Genomic DNA, 16,704 nt, shown 5'->3' with positions numbered 1-16,704 from the left:
GCGGCTCAAAGCCCGAACAGCAGCACCACAAGGGCAACGGTGGCGCCGAGGACCACGTAGCCGATGCCGGCCAGCAGCAGCGCGAAGCCGACGAGATAGATCACGCGCCGCCCCCAGTTCGGCGCGCTCGGCACGCAGCGCCAATAGACCAGCGCAGCCGCGAGGATCAGCACGCCCTCGATTGCGTGGGCGATGACGCGCGTGGCTCCGGCAGAGTGAAAGATCGACCGGTCCAGCCACAGGCCGAGGACTCCCGCGAGCGGGATCAAGGCGGCCCAGGCGAGCACGCCGAGCGCGAGCCGCCCCGCCGCCTTCATCGGATGGCCTCGCCCTTGAAGAAGTGAAGAGGCATCGGGCTTTCCCAGCCGGGCGCCTGATAGCCGGACACCCCGAGATCGGGGACCGAGCCCATCACGCTGCGCAGCAGCGCGGCGAGGTACGAACTGCTGTTGTATTCGCCGGGGTTCATCCGGTCGCCTCGCAGGCGTGCGGGGAAGCTGTAGGGAGACACGTAGCTCGAAAAATCCGTGGCGCGCCTCATCAGTGTGCGCGCGAACGCCTCGGGGCTCATGCCACCGGGCGGCCCAATGGAATCTTGACGACGACGTCGGTGGGCAGCGTGTTGGCATAGACGTTGGTTCCGATCCGCAACACGTTGTGCAACCCCGCTTCGCCCATCGTCGGTTGACCATCGATCACCGTGAGGCCCGAATAGGCGTCATCGATGACCAGCGAGATGTGCAGGCTCGGATAGGGGTTCCCTACAAGCCCGACAGGACCGGCCGCCACCCGGCCGTACAGCGTGAACGACGGCGCCGAGTGCTGCGCACGCCCCACCGAGTTTTCATTGGTGTTCATGACTTTCCTCCCTGATTGGCGTTTCGAAATGGAACGCTCTGGAGGCGATGCTAGGGGCGCGAGCGCCAAAACACTGTTGTCAAATGAGGCTTCCGCTCATCCGGGAGCCCTGCCGCTTCCGCGCACCGGAAGTGCCACCGGGCCAAGTCTCCATGGCCCCAGCTCAGCGCCTGAACGTCACCAGCATCGCGATGAGCAGTTGGACGCCGAAGGTCACGACGGCGCTGGCGACCACCAGCAGCACCACGAAGCCGACGAAGTAGGCCACGCGGCGGCCCCAGTGCGGCACGCTCGGCACGCCATACCAGTAGAGCAGTGCGGCCGTGCCGATGTTGAATGCCACGGTCACATACAGGATGACGGACGAGGCTTCGGGGGCGTCAAAGACCACCGCGCCCAGCCACAAGCAGAGAAGTCCCAGCAACGGGACCACGGTGACCCAGGCGAGCACGCCGAGCGCCAGGCGTCCGGCCGTCTTCATCGCAGGGCCTCCCGCCTGGTCGATGTTTCACTGGCAGTCATGAATTCCTCCTTGATGGCGTTTCGACATGGAACGCTCTGGCGCTCGATCCTATCGGCGAGTGCCATGAAACTGTTGTCAAATGAGAATTCCTCTCATTCATAATCCCTCCCGCTTCCGCACGCCGGAAGCGTCACCAGAAGAACACCCAAGGGATTTGAATGAAGAGAGTTTGTGTGGGCCTCGCGCTCGCCGCCGTACAGGCAGCGCAGGCGCAATCCGTGGCTGCCGCCGAAACGGGCGAACTGAGCACCGTCAACGTCGAGGCGTCGCGCGCCAACGGCTTCCTGGCCGAGACGGTCGAGGCGGGCACGTTCCGGGGCGCGTCCGTGATGGACGTGCCGGCCACGGTCAACACCGTGACGCGCGAGGTGATCGAGCTGCAGGGCGCCACGGGCGTGTACGACGTGCTGCGCAACACGGCCGGCGTGACGCGCCAGCAGAACGGCGGCGACACCTTCGACCAGCTCGTCATCCGCGGCATCGCCGTGGAGAACCGCACCAACTACCGCCTCAACGGTGCGCTCGCGATCCCCAACGTGTCCGAGATCCCGATGGAGAACAAGGAGCGCGTCGAGGTGCTCAAGGGCGCGTCGGCGCTGTACTACGGCTTCACCACGCCGGCCGGGGTGATCAACTTCGTCACCAAGCGCGCGGGGCGCACGCCCGTGACCTTGCTCGGGATGAGCGTCGACAACCAGGGCGGGTTGCAGGGCCAGGTCGACATCGGTCGCCAGTTCGGCGAGAACGACCAGTTCGGGCTGCGGCTGAACGCGGCGGGCGGCCAGTTGGGCTCGACGATCGACGGCGTGGACGGCAAGCGCAGCTTCGTCTCGGCCGCGCTCGATTGGCGCGTGAACCGGCGGCTCACGCTGAAGGCCGACATCGAGCACTACCGCAAGCGCATCACCGAGCAGGCCGGCATCGCGCGGCTCGCGGCCGTCAACGGCGTCATCGCGCTGCCGGCGCTGCCCGATCCGCACAAGCTGATCGCACCGCCCTGGGCCGTGTTCGAGGCCGAGGTCACCAACACGCAGCTGCGCGCCGACTACGCCTTGAGCGACAACTGGGCCCTCAGCGTGGAAGCCGGCCATTCCGAGGCCGAGCGTGACCGGCGCCTGGCGCAGTTCGGCACCTACAACGTGCGCACCGGCCTGGGCCGCCTCACGGGCAACGTGCAGCATCTGGAGCAGCGTTCGGACCTGCTGCGCGCCGAGCTCTTCGGCACCTTCGCCACCGGCGCGCTGCAGCATGAACTGACGCTCGGCGCGGCACGCAGCGACAAGACGCAGGCGCCCGTGTTCCAGCGCAACTACGGCGGTGCGACCACGCTGCAGAACCTGTACAGCCCCGTGCCCATCGGCGCGCTGGCGCTGAGCGCGATGCCGTCGCGGCCCACTTCGGGCGCGCAGGACAGCGAGGAGCTGGGCCTGTACGCGCTCGACCGCATCACCTTCTCGCCGCAGTGGCAGCTGGTGGCCGGCCTGCGCCACACGCGCTACCAGAGCTGGCAGGGCGCGAGCGCCACGCTGCCGGCCCTGGACTACAGCGTGCGCAAGACCACGCCGCTGGCGGCGCTGAGCTACAAGTTCACGCCCGAGCTCATGGCCTACGTGTCGTACTCGCAGGGCGTGGAAGAGGGCGAGGTGGCGCCGGCCGGCACCACCAACCAGAACACGCGCATGCCGCCGGGCGTGAGCCGGCAGAAGGAGGTCGGCCTGCGCTGGCTGACCGGCGGCGGCACGCTGCTGTCGGGCGCGCTGTTCGACATCGAACGGCCCGGCGCCTACACGGACAGCGCGAACACCTTCGTGGCCAGCGGGCGCCAGCGCTACCGTGGGCTCGAGGTGTCGGCGCAGGGGCGGCTCACGCCCGCGCTGGCGTGGCAGCTCTCGGGCCAGTGGCTCGATGCGGAGTTCCGCCGCATCAACGCGCAGTACGACGGCAAGCGGCCCGAGAACACGGCGCGCACCACGGCGAGCGCCTTTGTCTCGTACGACATCGCGGCGGTGCCGGGGCTGTCGGTCAACGGCGGTGCGTATTTCACGGGGCGCCGTCCCGTCGACGACCTGAACCAGGGCTTCATCGGCGGCACCACCGTCTTCGGCCTGGGCGCGCGCTACGTGGCGCAGCTCATGGGCAGGCGCACCACGTTCCAGCTGAACGTCGACAACGTGGGCGACAAGCGCTACTGGTCGGCGGCCGGAACGCGGCTGGCGGTCGGCACGCCGCGTACGATCAAGGCCCTGGTCAAGATCGATCTCTGAACCCGCGCGCCCCGCCTTGGCGGGGCTTCCTGTTTCTCGTTTTCTTCTGTTTTTCATGGCTTTGCTGCGACGCGTCTGGTTCCAGATCCATTGGTTCATCGGCATCACGGCGGGCAGCGTGCTGGTCGTCATCGGCCTGAGCGGGGCGACGCTGTCGTTCCGCGCCGAGATCACCGACCTGCTGAACCCGATCCCCGCGGCCTCGGCCGCACCGCAGGCGCCGCCCGCGCTGCTCGAGCGCCTGCAGGCGGATTCGCCGGGGCGCCGCATCGCGACGCTCACCGTGTTCGCCGAGCCCGGGCGCCCCGCGCGCGTCGGCTTCGCGCCGCCGCCCGGCCAGCGGCGCGGCGAGACGCGCTTCGCCGATCCCGCCACCGGCGCGCTGCTGCCCGATCCGGTGGGCGAGCACTTCTTCGAGTTCGTCGAGGAGCTGCACCGCTGGCTGCTGCTGCCGCGCGACGACGGCAAGCCCATCACCGGCTCGCTGGCCGGTCTGTTGCTGCTGCTCGCGCTCTCGGGCCTGTACCTGCGCTGGCCGCGCCGGCCCTTTGCGTGGCGCCAGTGGCTGCGCATCGACTTCGCGCTGCGCGGTCGCGCCTTCCTGTGGAACCTGCACGCGGTGGTCGGCACCGTCGCGCTGCTGGCCTACGTGGTGTCGACCACCACCGGCATGTACTGGGCCTTCGACGGCTTGCGCAAGGCGGTCGACGGCGCGGTCGGCGAAGGCCGCGTGGTGCGCACCGAACGCGCGCCGGCCGATGCCCCAGTGACGCTCGACCTGGCGCGCGTCTGGCAGGCCTTCGTCGACACCACGGGGGGCGACTGGGCCCTGGTCACGCTGCGGCTGCCCGCGCGCAACGGGGCGCAGGTCGAGGCCAACTACCTGCGCACGCACCCCGAGCACGAGCGCGCGCGCAACCGCCTGTACCTGCACGCCGCGACCGGCGAGACGCTGCGCCACGAACGCTATGCCGACAAGCCGCTCGCGGGCCGCCTCGTGAACAGCATCTACCCGCTGCACATGGGCACCTACTGGGGCCTGCCGGGGCGCATCGTGATGATGCTCACGAGCCTGGGGCTCGCGCTGTTCGCGATCAGCGGCTGGATGATGTACCTCGGCCGCCGCCGCACCGCGAAGGCCGTGCGCGCCGAGCGTGCGCGGCTCGATGCGGCCGCCGTGCCCACCACAGCGGGCGACGCGGGCCAGGTGTTGGTCGCCTTCGCGAGCCAGACCGGCCATGCCGAGCGCCTCGCGCTGCAGACGGCCAGCGCATTGCAGGCGGCCGGTGTCGCGGCGGTGGTGCGGCCTGTGTCGGCACTGAGCGCCGATGCGCTGCTGCATTTCCGCCAGGTGCTGTGGGTCGCGAGCAGCTTCGGCGAGGGCGAGCCACCCGACAGCGCGCGCGCCTTTGCCCGTGCGTTCGCGCGGCAGGGCGGCCCGGGTTTGCGCCATCTGCGCTACGGACTGCTCGCGCTCGGCGACCGCCACTACGCGACCTTCTGCGGCTACGGCCGCAAGCTCGACCACGACCTGCACAACCAGGGCGCGCAGCCGCTGTTCCCCATGATCGAGGTGGACGGCGAAGACCCGGCAGCGCTCGCGCGTTGGCACGATGCGCTGCGCGAGACCTTCGGGGTGCGCGATGCCGCGTGGCCTGTGTCGACCGCGCCGGCTTTCGAAGCCTGGCGGCTCGACGGCCGGCGCCTGCTCAATGCGGGCAGCCAGGGCGATCCGTTGTTCGAGATCGAGCTGCGGCGCGTCAGTGGCGGCGCGATGGACTGGACGCCCGGCGCACTGGTCGAGATCGTGCCGCGCCAGATGCACGACGACGGCGCCCCGGCGCCCGCGCCGCGCAGCTACTCGGTCGCGTCGATTCCTTCTGATGGCGCCGTCCAGCTGCTGGTGCGGCAGGCACGGCACGACAACGGCCTGGGCGTGGCCTCGGGCTGGCTCACGGTCGGCGCGCCGATGGGCACGGAACTCGCGCTGCGCCTTGTCGCCAACCCGGGCTTCGCACTGCCCGACGACGCACGGCCCTGCATCTTCATCGGCAACGGCTCGGGCTTTGCGGGCCTGCGCGCGCTGCTGCGCGAGCGTGCGCGCCGCGGGCATGGCCGCAACTGGCTGGTGTTCGGCGAGCGGCAGGCGGCGCACGACGGCTTCGGCGCGAACGAGGTCGCGGCATGGCAGGCCGGTGGTCTGGTCGCGCGCGCCGACTTCGTCTACTCGCGCGACCAGGCGCAGCGCGTGTACGTGCAGGACCGCCTGCGCGAGGCTGGCGAGGTGCTGAAGCAGTGGGTGGACGAAGAGGGCGCGATCGTCTTCGTCTGCGGCAGCCTCGAAGGCATGGCGCCGGGCGTGGATGCGGCGCTCACCGAGGTGCTGGGCGAGAGCGGCATGGACGCGCTCATCGCCGAAGGGCGCTACCGCCGCGACGTGTACTGATCAGCCGGGCGGAAAGTCCACGCCCGGTTCGCCCGCCTGCCAGGGCGCGTGCTTGGCCATGACGCGCGCGAACATCTCCGACGCGGTCCAGCCCGCGAGCCAGGCCTGCAGGCGCGGCCAGGGCTGCGCGTCGAACCAGGCCATATCGACCATAGCGAACTGCCGAACGAAGGGCATCAGTGCCGCATCGGCCAGCGTGGCGTGCGCGCCGGCCAGTTGCGCCGACATCGTGAGCCGGTCTTCGAGCCCTTGCAGGAAGCGCGCGCCCTCGTCGCGCGCCGAGCCTTCCGATGCGGGGTAGCGCGCCGGGTACTTGTAGCGGTCGAGCAGCGGTTTGAAGCCGTTGTCGCAGTCCGCCACCAGCGCGAGCAGGTCGTCGAGCGTGCCGCGCTCCGGCGTCAGCCAGCGCAGCGGATCGTGGCGGCGCAGCGCCCACAGCATCACGTCCAGGCTTTGCTCCAGCACCGCCGCGCCGCCGTCGAGCACCAGCACGGGGACAGTGCCCTTGGGCGAGGCCGCGAGCATCTCGGCGGGCTTGCGCTTCAGCTCGACCTCGCGCAGTTCGCAGCGCTGCCCGCTCGCCACCAGCGCGAGCCGGGCCCGCATCGCATAGGGGCAGCGGCGGAACGAATAGAGCACGGGGAGGGCGGAATCGGGCATGCGAACAAGAGATGAACAGCGGGAGCCGGCCGATTGTCGAGCCATCGGGCCGGGTCGCGCGGCGGCGGGTTTTTCCTCACAATCGACCGCCATGGGCGAACGTCTTTTCCTCCGGCTCCACGACGACCCGCTGCACGGGCCGGAGTCGGGCGTGCCCGACGGCACGTTGCAGGTGCTGCCGATCGCGCCGGCCCTGCGGTCGCATGTGTCGCACCAGCTGATGTACCGAGAGACCTTCGCGCCCGGCCACGAGGTGCGCGAGCGCGTGCTGCCCGACGGCGCGATCCGGCTGGTCTTCAACTTCGGCGACGCGCCCTCGGCCGACGACGCGCCGGGGCAGGCGGTCGAAGCCATCGGCGCCTTCGCCGCGCCGGCCGTGGTGCGGATGCGCGACACGGTGGAAGGCCTGTCGGTGGCGCTGCGCCCCGGCGCGGCGGCGGCGCTGCTGGGCGTGCCCGCCGGCGAGATCGCGGGCCGCGCGGTGCACCTCGACGAACTCTGGGGCGGCGAGGGCACCACGTTGCTCGCGCGCATGGCCGAAGCGCGCGGCGATGTCGCACGCGCGCAGCTGCTGCAGCAGGCCCTGATGAAGCGCCTGCAGAAAGCCGGCGACGGCACGCCGCCGGCCGCCGCGATGCATGCCGCACGGCTCATCGCCGCCGCCGACGGGCGTCAGGCGCTGCGCGAGGTGGCGCAGGCCGTCGGCGTGGGCGAGCGCCGGCTGCAACAGCTCTTTCATGCGCACGTCGGGCTGTCGCCGCGCGCCTGGGGCCGGCTCGCGCGGCTGCATGCCTGCCTGCGCGCGCTGCGCCTGCACAGCGCGCCGGCCTGGGCCGACATGGCGCTGGACCACGGGTTCTACGACCAGTCGCACCTCGTCAACGAGTTCCGCGCCCTGTGCGGCGTGACGCCCACCGAGTTCCTCGGGCGCCGGGTTTCGGTTTCTTCCAAGACGGCGCGCTGAGGCCGGCCTATCGTGGCCGCTTGTCCTGCCCAAGGACCCTCACCGAACGAAGGAGCAACGACACATGACAGCAGCCCCCTCCACCCCTGACGCCGCGCACCGCCCGCTGGCGGGCCGCGTGGCTGTGGTCACCGGCGCCAGCCGCGGCGCGGGCCGCGGCATCGCGCAGGAACTGGGCGCGGCCGGCGCCACCGTGTACGTGACCGGGCGCAGCACCCGCGCGCGGCCGGCCGACAGCTACGGCCAGCTGCTCGCCCTGTCCGAGCTGGCGGCCTTGCCCGGCACCATCGACGACACCGCCGACGAGGTCACGCAACTGGGCGGGCGCGGCATTGCCGTGGCCTGCGACCACACGAAGGAAGACGAGGTGGCGGCGCTGTTTGCGCGCGTCGAGCGCGAGCAGGGCCGGCTCGACCTGCTCGTGAACAACGCCTGGGGCGGCCACGAAACCTTCACGGGGGTGTTCGAAGCGCCGTTCTGGGAGCACCCGCTGGCCAACTGGGATTCGATGTTCGATCGCGGCGTGCGCAACCACCTCGTGGCCAGCCGCTGCGCCGCGCCGGGCATGGTGCGCCGCAAGCAGGGCCTGATCGTCACCACCACCTTCTGGGACCGCGGCCACTACCTGCGCGGCAACCTGTTCTACGACCTCGCCAAGGCCTCGATGACGCGGCTGGCCTTCGGCATCGCGCAGGAACTGCAGCCGCACGGCGTGGCCTCGGTGGCGGTGTCGCCGGGCTGGATGCGCACCGAGTTCGTGCTCGCGGGCCACAAGACCGACGAGGCGCACTGGCAGGAGCGACCCGCGCTGGCGCGCACCGAATCGCCGCGCTACCTGGGCCGCGCCGTGGCCGCGCTGGCGGCGGATGCGCAGGTGCTCGACAAGACCGGCCAGGTGCTGCGCGTGGCCGACCTGGCGCGCGCCTACGGCTTCACCGACATCGACGGGCGGCAGGTCGAGGCGTTCGAGATGTAGTGTCAGCCGAGTGCGCGCACGTCGATGCGAAAGCGCAGCTCGGGCGCACCGCCGAGCCCGGGCTCGGTGATGAACTCCTCGACCAGCACGCCGCCGTTGGCGCGGATCACGCGCTGCGAGGCGAGGTTGTCGGGGCTGGTCGTGATCTCGACGTGGTCCAGGCCGATGGCGCGCGCATCGGGCAGCAGCGCGCGCAGCGCGGCGGTGGCATAGCCCCGGCCGCTTTTCCACGGCACCACGCCGTAGCCGATGTGGCCCAGGCAGTAAGACGGCAGGGCGTTGGTGCCCGGCTGCCAGCGCAGCTGGATGCTGCCGCAGAACTCGCCGTCCCACAGCCAGCGCCGGTAGCCCGGCAGCCGTGGCACGGTGCCGCCGGTGGGCAGCGCGACGGGCGGGCCCTTGGCCTCGCGGTCGACGAGGCCGGCGAGAAAGCCTTCGGGGTCGCTGCGGATCAGCGCCAGCTCTTCGCGACCGGCTTCGGCCCGCAGGTTGTTGGGCGACCAGCCGCGCTCCAGTGCGGCGATGTAGCCGGGCAGGTGCTCGGGCGAGGGCCAGACGAGCTGCAGTGCGGAAAGGGACATGGGAGACGGTCCTTGTTTTTTGATCAGTACGAGCGCAGGGCGATGCCCCAGCGTCCCTCGGCCTGCACGACGATCCAGAGGTTGGTGTGCGTGCTGAGCACCGCGCCGGCCGCATCGCGCCGCGTGTAGTGCACGACGAAGTGCACCTTGTCCTGGCTCACGAGCACGGGTTCCTTTTTCTCGTACTGCGTGGAGGCCCAGCCGCCGGCCTTGAGCGTGTCGAAGAAATCGGCGGGGTGCCGGCCGGGCGCGGGCCAGTCGAGCCGCTGCGCACCGGAGAGCATCGTGTGCGGAAAGTGCAGCTCGGCGTCCATGCCGCGCGTGTCCGAGGCGTTGAACGCGGCCGTGAAGCGGTCGAGGCAGGCCGACGCGGCGGCGACGGCGGCCGCGTGCGGCGCGTCGGAGGGCGGCGGGGCGACGAAGGCGGAGAAGTCGGTCATGCGCTGGATGGTAGGCGAGTGCGCGCCTGTCGGCTGCGCTCGCATGAAATGCAACTGAGTTGCGTCAATCCATATAATGCAATTCTGTTGCAACTATGGAGCCTGCCCTCATGGCCGATCGCCTTCCCGTCACCGTGCTGTCCGGCTTCCTGGGCGCCGGCAAGACCACGCTGCTCAACCACATCCTGCACAACCGCGAGGGCCGCCGCGTGGCGGTGATCGTCAACGACATGAGCGAGGTCAACATCGACGCCGCGCTGGTGCGCGAAGGCGGCGCCGCGCTGTCGCGCACCGACGAGAAGCTGGTCGAGATGAGCAACGGCTGCATCTGCTGCACGCTGCGCGAAGACCTGCTGATCGAGGTGAAGCGGCTCGCCAAGGAAGGGCGCTTCGACCAGCTCGTGATCGAGTCGACCGGCATCTCCGAGCCGCTGCCCGTGGCCGAGACCTTCACCTTCGCGGGCGAGGACGGCCAGAGCCTGGCCGACGTGGCGCGGCTGGACACCATGGTCACGGTGGTCGATGCCTTCAACTTCCTGCGCGACTACGGCTCGCCCGACAGCCTGGGCCAGCGCGGCCAGTCGCTGGGCGACGAAGACACGCGCACCGTGGTCGACCTGCTGATCGAGCAGATCGAGTTCTGCGACGTGCTCGTGGTCAACAAGACCGACCTCGTGACGGCCGAAGAACGCGAGCGGCTGATGGCCATCTTGCGCAGCCTCAACCCGCGTGCGCGCATCGAAGAATCGGAGTTCGGCCGCGTCGCGCTCGACCGCGTGCTCGACACGGGCCTGTTCGATTTCGAGCAGGCCGAGCAGGCGCCCGGCTGGCTGGCCGAGCTGCGCGGCGAGCACGTGCCCGAGAGCGAGGCTTACGGCATCCGCAGCTTCGTCTACCGCTCGCGCCTGCCGTTCCATCCGCAGCGCTTCTGGGACCTGGTGCAGGGCGAGTGGGAGGGGGTGGTGCGCTCCAAGGGCTTCTTCTGGCTCGCGAGCCGCCCGACCCGCGCGGGTGCGTGGTCTCAGGCCGGCGGCGCCTGCCGCTACGGCGTGGCGGGCCTGTGGTGGGCGGCCGTGCCGCGCGAACACTGGCCGACCGACCCCGACGGGCTCGAACTCATCCGCAAGAACTGGGACGACGCCACCGGCGATGCGCGCCAGGAGCTGGTGCTGATCGGCATCGGCATGGACGAAGCCGCGCTGCGCGCACGGCTCGATGCCTGCCTGCTCACGCCCAACGAGATGCGCTTCGGCCCGTCGTGGTGGCAGAACCTGCCCGATCCGTTTCCGTCGTGGAACGTGTGAGCGCGCGGGCGGTTCAGTCGCTGGCGCTGCCGGGCTGCATCGCCTGTTGCACCAGCCGGGCCATGGCCGACGCGTTCTCGCTGCCGATGGCGGCCAGCCCCTGCACCGTGCCTTGACGGTCCTGCAGGGCTTCGTCCTGGCTGGCCTTGAGCTTGCCTTCGAGGCGGTCGATGGGGATCTCGATGCCCACCACGGCGCGCGCCAGCTTGCGGATGAAGGTCTCGGGCGCGTCCGTGGTCTGCCAGGGCACGGGCTGGCCGGCCTCGTTCGCCGCGGTCAGCCGCGCGAGCAGGTCGAGCAACCAGGCTTCGTCGTCGATGGCGCGCGCGATGCCGTGCGCATGAGCGACGGCGTAGTTCCAGGTCGGCACCACCTGGCCGTGCTCGGCCTTGCCGGGGTACCAGCCGGGCGTGATGTAGGCCTGCGGCCCCTGGAACATCACGACCGAAGGGGCCGGGGCATCGAGCTGGCGCCACACGGGATTGGCACGCGACACGTGGCCGAGCAGCGTGCCGAACGGGCCGCGCGAGCGGTCGAGCAGAAAGGGCAGGTGGTTGGCGACCAGCCCGTCGGCGCCCGGCACGACCCAGGCGCCCAGCGGATGCGCGTCGATCAGCGCGTGGCTCGCGCCGAGGTCGGGCTGGCGGTGGTGCCGGGAGACGTACACGTGCAGCGCGATGAAACTATCGGGCACAGTCGCCGCACATGCCGTGCAGCGTGAGCGCCGTGTGCCGCGTGTCGATGCCCTGCTTGCGCAGCGCCTTGCCGAGCCGGCCCATCACCTTGGGCAGTTCGGGGTCGGAGGGCAGGGCCAGCACCTTGTGGCACTGGTCGCATTCGAAGGTGTTGCCCGAGGCGGTGTCGACGTGCCGCGCGAAGCGGTTGACCCGGTCGGCGCCCACGCGGCGGTCGCACAGGCCGGCCTCGACCAGCCGGTCGAGCACGCGGTAGAGCGTGACCCGGTCGGGCGGCTCGCCCGTGGCGGCGGTGTAGGCGGCGGCCACTTCCTCGTGGGTCAGCGGCTGCGAGCCGTGTTCGAGCAGCTCGAGCACGGTCTGGGCGGCGCGCGTCACGCGCAGCCCGCTGCCGCGCAGCAGCGCCTCGCTGTCGAAGGTGGGGCGGGACGACGAGCTTTTCAGGGGCGGGGTGGGGGTCTTCATGCGAAACGCCATTGTGTTGCATCCGGCGCCCCCTTGCGACGGCAAGGACAGCCGGGGGCCCGGATGTTGCGAGGTGCAAGTCAGCCAACCGGCCGTTTCGCCGCGGCCCGGCTCGCCCGAATGCGCTAAGGTCTGGGCATTCGCACTCCTGAATACCTTTGTCGACCATGTCCCGTCCTCCCATCGAAATCGAAACCGCCCCGAACCCCACCGCCACGGTGATCCTGATGCACGGCCTGGGTGCCGACGGCAACGACTTCGTGCCGATTGCCGGCGAACTCGACCTGTCGGCCGTGGGCCCGGTGCGCTTCGTGTTCCCCAACGCGCCGGTGATTCCGGTCACGCTGAACAGCGGCTACCAGATGCCGGCGTGGTTCGACATTGCCGGGCCCGATTTCAATGTGCAGGAAGACGCCGCGGGCCTGCGCCGCTCGCAGGCCACCATCGAGGCCGTGATCGCGAATGAAAAGGCCCGCGGCATTGCCGCCAGCCGCATCGTGGTGGCCGGTTTTTCGCAGGGCTGCGCCATGGCGCTGCTGACCGGCCTGCGCCACACCGAGCGCCTGGCCGGCATCGTCGGCCTGTCGGGCTGGCTGCCGCTGGCGGCCAGCACCGCGGCCGAGCGCCATGCCGCCAACCACGACACGCCGGTGTTCCTCGGCCACGGCCGGCAAGACCCGATGGTGCCCCTGGCACGCGCCACGCAATCGCGCGACGCGCTCGCCGCCCTGGGCTACACCGTCGAATGGCACGAGTACGCGATGGCGCATTCGGTCTGCATGGAAGAAGTGGCCGACCTGAACGATTTCCTGCTGCGCGTGCTGCGCTGAAGCACAGGCCGCTGCGGCAACCCACGAGACATACACAGAAGGAGACAGCCCATGATCCTGGTCATCGGACACGCGCTGGCAAAGGCCGACACCCTGCAGGCGATGCTGGCCATCAGCGTGGAACACGTGCTGCGCTCGCGCGCCGAGCCCGGCTGCATCTCGCACGACGTCACGACCGACGTGCAAGACCCGCTGCAGCTCACCTTCGTGGAGCGCTGGAGCGACATGGCGGCGCTGCAGGCGCACTTTCGCGTCGATGCGTCGCGCGCTTTCGGCAAGGCGCTCGCGGCCATGGCCGACGGCGTGCCGTCGATCCATGTCTACCAGTCGGAAGAGATCGACCTGTCGGCGGGCCGCGCCAAGGCCTGAATTCCAAGGGCACTTCGGTGCCAGAACGCGCGTGGTGCGTGCGAGGGAAGCTATGAAAATGGTAGCAAAAAACAGCATAGCCGGATGCGGGATTCCCTGCTTCAGCAGTGCCTGTCCGCCCGTGCTACCTTCCAGCCCCACAGAAGATTGATGGGTCATAAGAACATGAGCAACAGATTGCAGGAGAGGCTGGGTGCACTCCCGGCCGCGCGATTGAAGGGAATGCGTCGCGGCATCGAGAAGGAAAGCCTGCGCGCGCTGCCCGACGGCAAGCTGGCCCTCACGCCGCATCCGCTGGCGCTGGGCTCGGCGCTCACGCATCCGCACATCACGACCGACTTCAGCGAGTCGCAGCTCGAACTCATCACGGGCGTGCACGCGGGCGTGGAGTCGGCGCTCGAAGAGCTCACGCGGGTGCACCAGTTCACCTACCGCGTGCTCGACCAGCTCGGCGACGAGCGCCTGTGGGTGTCGAGCATGCCCTGCGGCCTGCCGACCGACGAGACCATTCCGATCGGCCGCTACGGCTCGTCGAACGTGGGCCGCGCCAAGAGCGTGTACCGCATGGGCCTGAGCCACCGCTATGGCCGCCGCATGCAGACCATCTCGGGCATCCACTACAACTGGTCGTTGCCGGAGGTGTCGAGCGAAGAGTATTTCGCGCTCATCCGCAACTTCCGCCGCCAGGCCTTCCTGCTGCTGTACCTGTTCGGCGCCTCGCCGGCCCTGTGTTCGAGCTTTGTCGCGGGCCGCCCGCACGAGCTGCAGCCGCTGGGCGACGGCAGCATGTACATGCCGCACGGCACCTCGCTGCGCATGGGCCGCCTGGGCTACCAGAGCGAGGCGCAGGCCTCGCTGGCCGTGAGCTACAACAGCCTGGAGGGCTACGGCGCCTCGCTGCAGGACGCGCTCACGCGCCCGTGGCCGGCCTACGAGGCCATCGGCATCCGCAACCTGGGCGGCGACTACAACCAGCTGGGCACCAGCCTGCTGCAGATCGAGAACGAGTTCTACGGCACCATCCGCCCCAAGCGCGTCATCCACTCCGGCGAGCGCCCGCTGCATGCGCTGCGCGAGCGCGGCGTGGAGTACGTCGAGGTGCGCCTGATGGACCTCGACCCCTTCGAGACCGTCGGCATCAATGCGCAGACCATGCGCTTCATCGACGTGTTCCTGCTGCACTGCCTGCTGAACGACAGCCCCGACGACACGCCGCAGGAAATCGCCGACCTGGCGCAGAACCAGCACCTCACGGCCGCGCGCGGTCGCGAGCCGGGCCTGAAGCTGCGCCGCGACGGGCGCGAGGTCGGGCTCACCGACTGGGGCCTGGAGCTGGTCGAGCAGTGCCTGCCGATTGCCGCCGCGCTCGACGCGGCGCAGGGCGGCACGCAGCACGTCGACGCGGTGCGCGCCGCCAAGGCCGGCCTCGAGAACCCCGACAGCCTGCCGTCGGCCCGCGTGCTCGCGGCCATCGAGCAGCAGCACGGCAACTCCTTCGTCGGCTTCGTGCGCGCCCAGTCGGAGCAGACCCGCGCCGCGCTGCTCGCGCTGCCGTTCTCGGCCGCGCAGCAGGCCGGGTTCGAGCAGATGACGGCCGAGTCGATCCAGGCGCAAAAGCGCATCGAGGCGGCCGACACCATGCCCTTCGAGATCTACCGCGAGCAGTACGTCTCGCCGGCGCGCCTGGGCATGGCCCCCGGCCGTCTGCCGGTCGCAGCCTGAAGCGCCGCCAGGGGCGGGCGGCGCACACCGACAGCGCCGCTGGCCGATGGCCTACAGCCATTGGCCTGTCCGGCTCACCGTGGCCCTGCGGCCAGCCCGGAAGATGGCGCCATGCGCTGCCAAGTTCCGGACCCGAGACTCCCACCATGACGCTCCACGCCTACCTGGTCGAGGACAGTCCGGTGATCCGCGAGAACCTGGTCGACTTTCTCGAGGACGTGGCCGATGCGCACGTGATCGCCTCGGCCAGCACCGCCGACGAAGCGCTCGACTGGCTGCGCGATCACAAGAGCGATTGGGACCTGGCCATCGTCGACCTGTTCCTGCAGCGCGGCAACGGCCTGGCCGTGCTGAACGCCTGCCGCCAGCGCTCGCCGCACCAGAAGGTGGTGGTGCTCAGCAACTACGCCACCGCCGCCATGCGCCTGCGCTCGCAGCAACTGGGGGCTGACGCCTTCTTCGACAAATCGGCCGAGCTCGACCAGCTGGTCGCGTACTGCGCGACCGTCCAGCCGTCGCATGGGTGACTCCCGCGAGGGGCGCCCGAGGGCAAACGGGGCGGGGAACTGAGGTAAAACGCCGGGTTGCCGCCCGTCGGCACCCCCTTTCCCAACCCCCTACAGACAGCGAGCAGAGACCCATGAGCAACAGCACCTCCATCGACTTCAAGGGCCGCGTGGCCATCGTGACCGGCGCGGGCGGCGGCCTGGGCCGCCAGCATGCGCTGGCACTGGCGGCGCGCGGCGCCAAGGTGGTGGTCAACGACCTGGGCGGCGCGCGCGACGGCTCCGGCGGCTCGGTCAGCGCCGCGCAGGCGGTGGTCGACGAGATCAAGGCGGCCGGCGGCGAAGCCATTGCCAACGGCGCCTCGGTGACCGACTTCGAGGCCGTGCAGGCCATGGTCAAGCAGGCGGTCGACGCCTGGGGCCGCGTCGACATCCTGGTGAACAACGCCGGCATCCTGCGCGACAAGAGCTTCGCCAAGATGGAGCTGGACGATTTCAAGCTCGTGGTCGACGTGCACCTGATGGGCGCCGTGAACTGCACCAAGGCCGTCTGGGCGCTCATGAACGAGCAGAAGTACGGCCGCATCGTGATGACCACCTCGTCGTCGGGCCTGTACGGCAACTTCGGCCAGAGCAACTACGGCGCCGCCAAGCTGGCGCTGGTGGGCCTGATGCAGACGCTGAGCATCGAAGGTGCCAAGAACGACATCCGCGTGAACTGCCTGGCGCCCACCGCCGCCACGCGCATGACGGAAGACCTGTTCCCCAAGGACATGCTCGAGGCCTTCCGCCCCGAGGCCGTGGTGCCCGCGATGCTGGTGCTGGCCGCGCAGGACGCGCCCAACCGCACCATCCTCTGTGCCGGCGCCGGCACCTTCGAGGCCGCCCACATCACGCTGACGCTGGGCGCCTGGCTGGGCATTGCCGCCGACACGCCCGAGCAGTTGGCCGCGCGCCTGTCGGAAGTGACCGCGCGCGAAGGCGAGGCCGTGCCGCAAAGCGGCGCTGCCCAGGGCGCGAACGAAGTCGCCAAGGGCCAGGCGAACGCCGGCCGGGGCTGAACTTTCGTCACTCGGTGCATGGCGCTTGACTTCGAGCGCA

General features: G+C 70.3%; 19 protein-coding genes. 10 read left to right on the top strand and 9 right to left on the bottom strand.

The window, feature by feature from the left end:
* Nucleotides 1–5: 5 nt before the first annotated feature.
* The 4 genes from AC3WQM_RS17635 to AC3WQM_RS17620 form a co-directional block, all read right to left on the bottom strand.
* Complete coding sequence (locus AC3WQM_RS17635) at nucleotides 6–317, bottom strand: hypothetical protein (RefSeq protein ID WP_492680487.1); 312 nt, start codon at nucleotides 315–317, stop codon at nucleotides 6–8.
* Nucleotides 314–571 carry a hypothetical protein gene (locus AC3WQM_RS17630; RefSeq protein ID WP_492680485.1) on the bottom strand — a complete coding sequence of 86 codons (258 nt, stop codon included), beginning with the start codon at nucleotides 569–571 and terminating at the stop codon, nucleotides 314–316. The genes AC3WQM_RS17635 and AC3WQM_RS17630 overlap by 4 nt, the downstream gene beginning before the upstream one ends.
* Nucleotides 568–858, bottom strand: a complete 291-nt coding sequence (locus AC3WQM_RS17625; protein WP_492680483.1) for a hypothetical protein — start codon at nucleotides 856–858, stop codon at nucleotides 568–570. The genes AC3WQM_RS17630 and AC3WQM_RS17625 overlap by 4 nt, the downstream gene beginning before the upstream one ends.
* 163 nt (nucleotides 859–1,021) lie before the next feature.
* On the bottom strand, nucleotides 1,022–1,339 hold the full coding sequence (locus AC3WQM_RS17620) for a hypothetical protein (protein WP_307587522.1): 318 nt from the start codon (nucleotides 1,337–1,339) through the stop codon (nucleotides 1,022–1,024).
* 200 nt (nucleotides 1,340–1,539) lie between these two features.
* Between AC3WQM_RS17620 and AC3WQM_RS17615 the strand changes: the two genes are divergently transcribed.
* On the top strand, nucleotides 1,540–3,645 hold the full coding sequence (locus AC3WQM_RS17615; RefSeq protein ID WP_492680481.1) for a TonB-dependent siderophore receptor: 2,106 nt from the start codon (nucleotides 1,540–1,542) through the stop codon (nucleotides 3,643–3,645).
* Between the two features lie 55 nt (nucleotides 3,646–3,700).
* Nucleotides 3,701–6,091 (top strand): PepSY domain-containing protein, encoded by a 2,391-nt coding sequence (locus AC3WQM_RS17610; RefSeq protein WP_492680479.1) that lies wholly within the window; start codon nucleotides 3,701–3,703, stop codon nucleotides 6,089–6,091.
* Here the strand turns inward: AC3WQM_RS17610 and AC3WQM_RS17605 are convergent, their stop codons facing one another.
* Entirely contained in the window at nucleotides 6,092–6,751 is a 660-nt protein-coding gene (locus tag AC3WQM_RS17605; protein ID WP_492680477.1) for a glutathione S-transferase, read from the bottom strand.
* Nucleotides 6,752–6,842: 91 nt separating this feature from the next.
* On the opposite strand from AC3WQM_RS17605, the gene AC3WQM_RS17600 reads away from it, so the two are divergent.
* Complete coding sequence (locus AC3WQM_RS17600) at nucleotides 6,843–7,715, top strand: helix-turn-helix transcriptional regulator (protein ID WP_492680475.1); 873 nt, start codon at nucleotides 6,843–6,845, stop codon at nucleotides 7,713–7,715.
* Nucleotides 7,716–7,779: 64 nt separating this feature from the next.
* Nucleotides 7,780–8,691 carry an SDR family NAD(P)-dependent oxidoreductase gene (locus AC3WQM_RS17595; protein ID WP_492680473.1) on the top strand — a complete coding sequence of 304 codons (912 nt, stop codon included), beginning with the start codon at nucleotides 7,780–7,782 and terminating at the stop codon, nucleotides 8,689–8,691.
* 2 nt (nucleotides 8,692–8,693) lie between these two features.
* Here the strand turns inward: AC3WQM_RS17595 and AC3WQM_RS17590 are convergent, their stop codons facing one another.
* Entirely contained in the window at nucleotides 8,694–9,272 is a 579-nt protein-coding gene (locus tag AC3WQM_RS17590) for a GNAT family N-acetyltransferase (protein WP_492680471.1), read from the bottom strand.
* Nucleotides 9,273–9,295: 23 nt separating this feature from the next.
* Nucleotides 9,296–9,712 carry a hypothetical protein gene (locus tag AC3WQM_RS17585; protein ID WP_492680469.1) on the bottom strand — a complete coding sequence of 139 codons (417 nt, stop codon included), beginning with the start codon at nucleotides 9,710–9,712 and terminating at the stop codon, nucleotides 9,296–9,298.
* Between the two features lie 110 nt (nucleotides 9,713–9,822).
* Here AC3WQM_RS17585 and zigA point away from each other — a divergent pair, with 110 nt between their 5' ends.
* Nucleotides 9,823–11,016, top strand: a complete 1,194-nt coding sequence (zigA, locus tag AC3WQM_RS17580) for a zinc metallochaperone GTPase ZigA (protein WP_492680467.1) — start codon at nucleotides 9,823–9,825, stop codon at nucleotides 11,014–11,016.
* 13 nt (nucleotides 11,017–11,029) lie between these two features.
* Here zigA and AC3WQM_RS17575 read toward each other — a convergent pair whose 3' ends face one another.
* A complete protein-coding gene (locus AC3WQM_RS17575) occupies nucleotides 11,030–11,683 on the bottom strand; it encodes an FMN-binding negative transcriptional regulator (protein ID WP_492680937.1) in 654 nt (217 codons plus the stop codon).
* Nucleotides 11,684–11,699: 16 nt separating this feature from the next.
* The gene (locus AC3WQM_RS17570; protein ID WP_492680465.1) at nucleotides 11,700–12,176 is read right to left on the bottom strand and encodes a Fur family transcriptional regulator; all 477 of its coding nucleotides are present in this window, start codon (nucleotides 12,174–12,176) and stop codon (nucleotides 11,700–11,702) included.
* Between the two features lie 167 nt (nucleotides 12,177–12,343).
* Here AC3WQM_RS17570 and AC3WQM_RS17565 point away from each other — a divergent pair, with 167 nt between their 5' ends.
* The 5 genes from AC3WQM_RS17565 to AC3WQM_RS17545 all read left to right on the top strand — a co-directional run bounded on the left by AC3WQM_RS17565 (nucleotide 12,344) and on the right by AC3WQM_RS17545 (nucleotide 16,664).
* Nucleotides 12,344–13,006, top strand: a complete 663-nt coding sequence (locus AC3WQM_RS17565) for an alpha/beta hydrolase (protein ID WP_492680463.1) — start codon at nucleotides 12,344–12,346, stop codon at nucleotides 13,004–13,006.
* Between the two features lie 51 nt (nucleotides 13,007–13,057).
* On the top strand, nucleotides 13,058–13,375 hold the full coding sequence (locus AC3WQM_RS17560; protein ID WP_159270917.1) for a putative quinol monooxygenase: 318 nt from the start codon (nucleotides 13,058–13,060) through the stop codon (nucleotides 13,373–13,375).
* A 165-nt stretch (nucleotides 13,376–13,540) separates the two neighbouring features.
* Entirely contained in the window at nucleotides 13,541–15,097 is a 1,557-nt protein-coding gene (gene gshA, locus AC3WQM_RS17555; RefSeq protein WP_062477001.1) for a glutamate--cysteine ligase, read from the top strand.
* Nucleotides 15,098–15,243: 146 nt separating this feature from the next.
* Entirely contained in the window at nucleotides 15,244–15,624 is a 381-nt protein-coding gene (locus tag AC3WQM_RS17550) for a response regulator (RefSeq protein WP_492680461.1), read from the top strand.
* A gap of 113 nt (nucleotides 15,625–15,737) precedes the next feature.
* The gene (locus AC3WQM_RS17545; RefSeq protein WP_492680459.1) at nucleotides 15,738–16,664 is read left to right on the top strand and encodes an SDR family NAD(P)-dependent oxidoreductase; all 927 of its coding nucleotides are present in this window, start codon (nucleotides 15,738–15,740) and stop codon (nucleotides 16,662–16,664) included.
* The last annotated feature ends 40 nt before the right edge of the window (nucleotides 16,665–16,704 follow it).

Source organism: Variovorax sp. FW301-JW7 (assembly GCF_058788795.1).
This window is presented reverse-complemented; position numbering and strand designations above follow the sequence as displayed.

Excerpts from the sequence above, each read along its gene's own strand:
- AC3WQM_RS17635 (WP_492680487.1), bottom strand. The coding sequence starts at position 317 with ATGAAGGCGGCGGGGCGGCTCGCGCTCGGCGTGCTCGCCTGGGCCGCC.
- AC3WQM_RS17630 (WP_492680485.1), bottom strand. The coding sequence starts at position 571 with ATGAGCCCCGAGGCGTTCGCGCGCACACTGATGAGGCGCGCCACGGAT.
- AC3WQM_RS17625 (WP_492680483.1), bottom strand. The coding sequence starts at position 858 with ATGAACACCAATGAAAACTCGGTGGGGCGTGCGCAGCACTCGGCGCCG.
- AC3WQM_RS17620 (WP_307587522.1), bottom strand. The coding sequence starts at position 1,339 with ATGAAGACGGCCGGACGCCTGGCGCTCGGCGTGCTCGCCTGGGTCACC.
- AC3WQM_RS17615 (WP_492680481.1), top strand. The coding sequence starts at position 1,540 with ATGAAGAGAGTTTGTGTGGGCCTCGCGCTCGCCGCCGTACAGGCAGCG.
- AC3WQM_RS17610 (WP_492680479.1), top strand. The coding sequence starts at position 3,701 with ATGGCTTTGCTGCGACGCGTCTGGTTCCAGATCCATTGGTTCATCGGC.
- AC3WQM_RS17605 (WP_492680477.1), bottom strand. The coding sequence starts at position 6,751 with ATGCCCGATTCCGCCCTCCCCGTGCTCTATTCGTTCCGCCGCTGCCCC.
- AC3WQM_RS17600 (WP_492680475.1), top strand. The coding sequence starts at position 6,843 with ATGGGCGAACGTCTTTTCCTCCGGCTCCACGACGACCCGCTGCACGGG.
- AC3WQM_RS17595 (WP_492680473.1), top strand. The coding sequence starts at position 7,780 with ATGACAGCAGCCCCCTCCACCCCTGACGCCGCGCACCGCCCGCTGGCG.
- AC3WQM_RS17590 (WP_492680471.1), bottom strand. The coding sequence starts at position 9,272 with ATGTCCCTTTCCGCACTGCAGCTCGTCTGGCCCTCGCCCGAGCACCTG.
- AC3WQM_RS17585 (WP_492680469.1), bottom strand. The coding sequence starts at position 9,712 with ATGACCGACTTCTCCGCCTTCGTCGCCCCGCCGCCCTCCGACGCGCCG.
- zigA (WP_492680467.1), top strand. The coding sequence starts at position 9,823 with ATGGCCGATCGCCTTCCCGTCACCGTGCTGTCCGGCTTCCTGGGCGCC.
- AC3WQM_RS17570 (WP_492680465.1), bottom strand. The coding sequence starts at position 12,176 with ATGAAGACCCCCACCCCGCCCCTGAAAAGCTCGTCGTCCCGCCCCACC.
- AC3WQM_RS17565 (WP_492680463.1), top strand. The coding sequence starts at position 12,344 with ATGTCCCGTCCTCCCATCGAAATCGAAACCGCCCCGAACCCCACCGCC.
- AC3WQM_RS17560 (WP_159270917.1), top strand. The coding sequence starts at position 13,058 with ATGATCCTGGTCATCGGACACGCGCTGGCAAAGGCCGACACCCTGCAG.
- gshA (WP_062477001.1), top strand. The coding sequence starts at position 13,541 with ATGAGCAACAGATTGCAGGAGAGGCTGGGTGCACTCCCGGCCGCGCGA.
- AC3WQM_RS17550 (WP_492680461.1), top strand. The coding sequence starts at position 15,244 with ATGACGCTCCACGCCTACCTGGTCGAGGACAGTCCGGTGATCCGCGAG.
- AC3WQM_RS17545 (WP_492680459.1), top strand. The coding sequence starts at position 15,738 with ATGAGCAACAGCACCTCCATCGACTTCAAGGGCCGCGTGGCCATCGTG.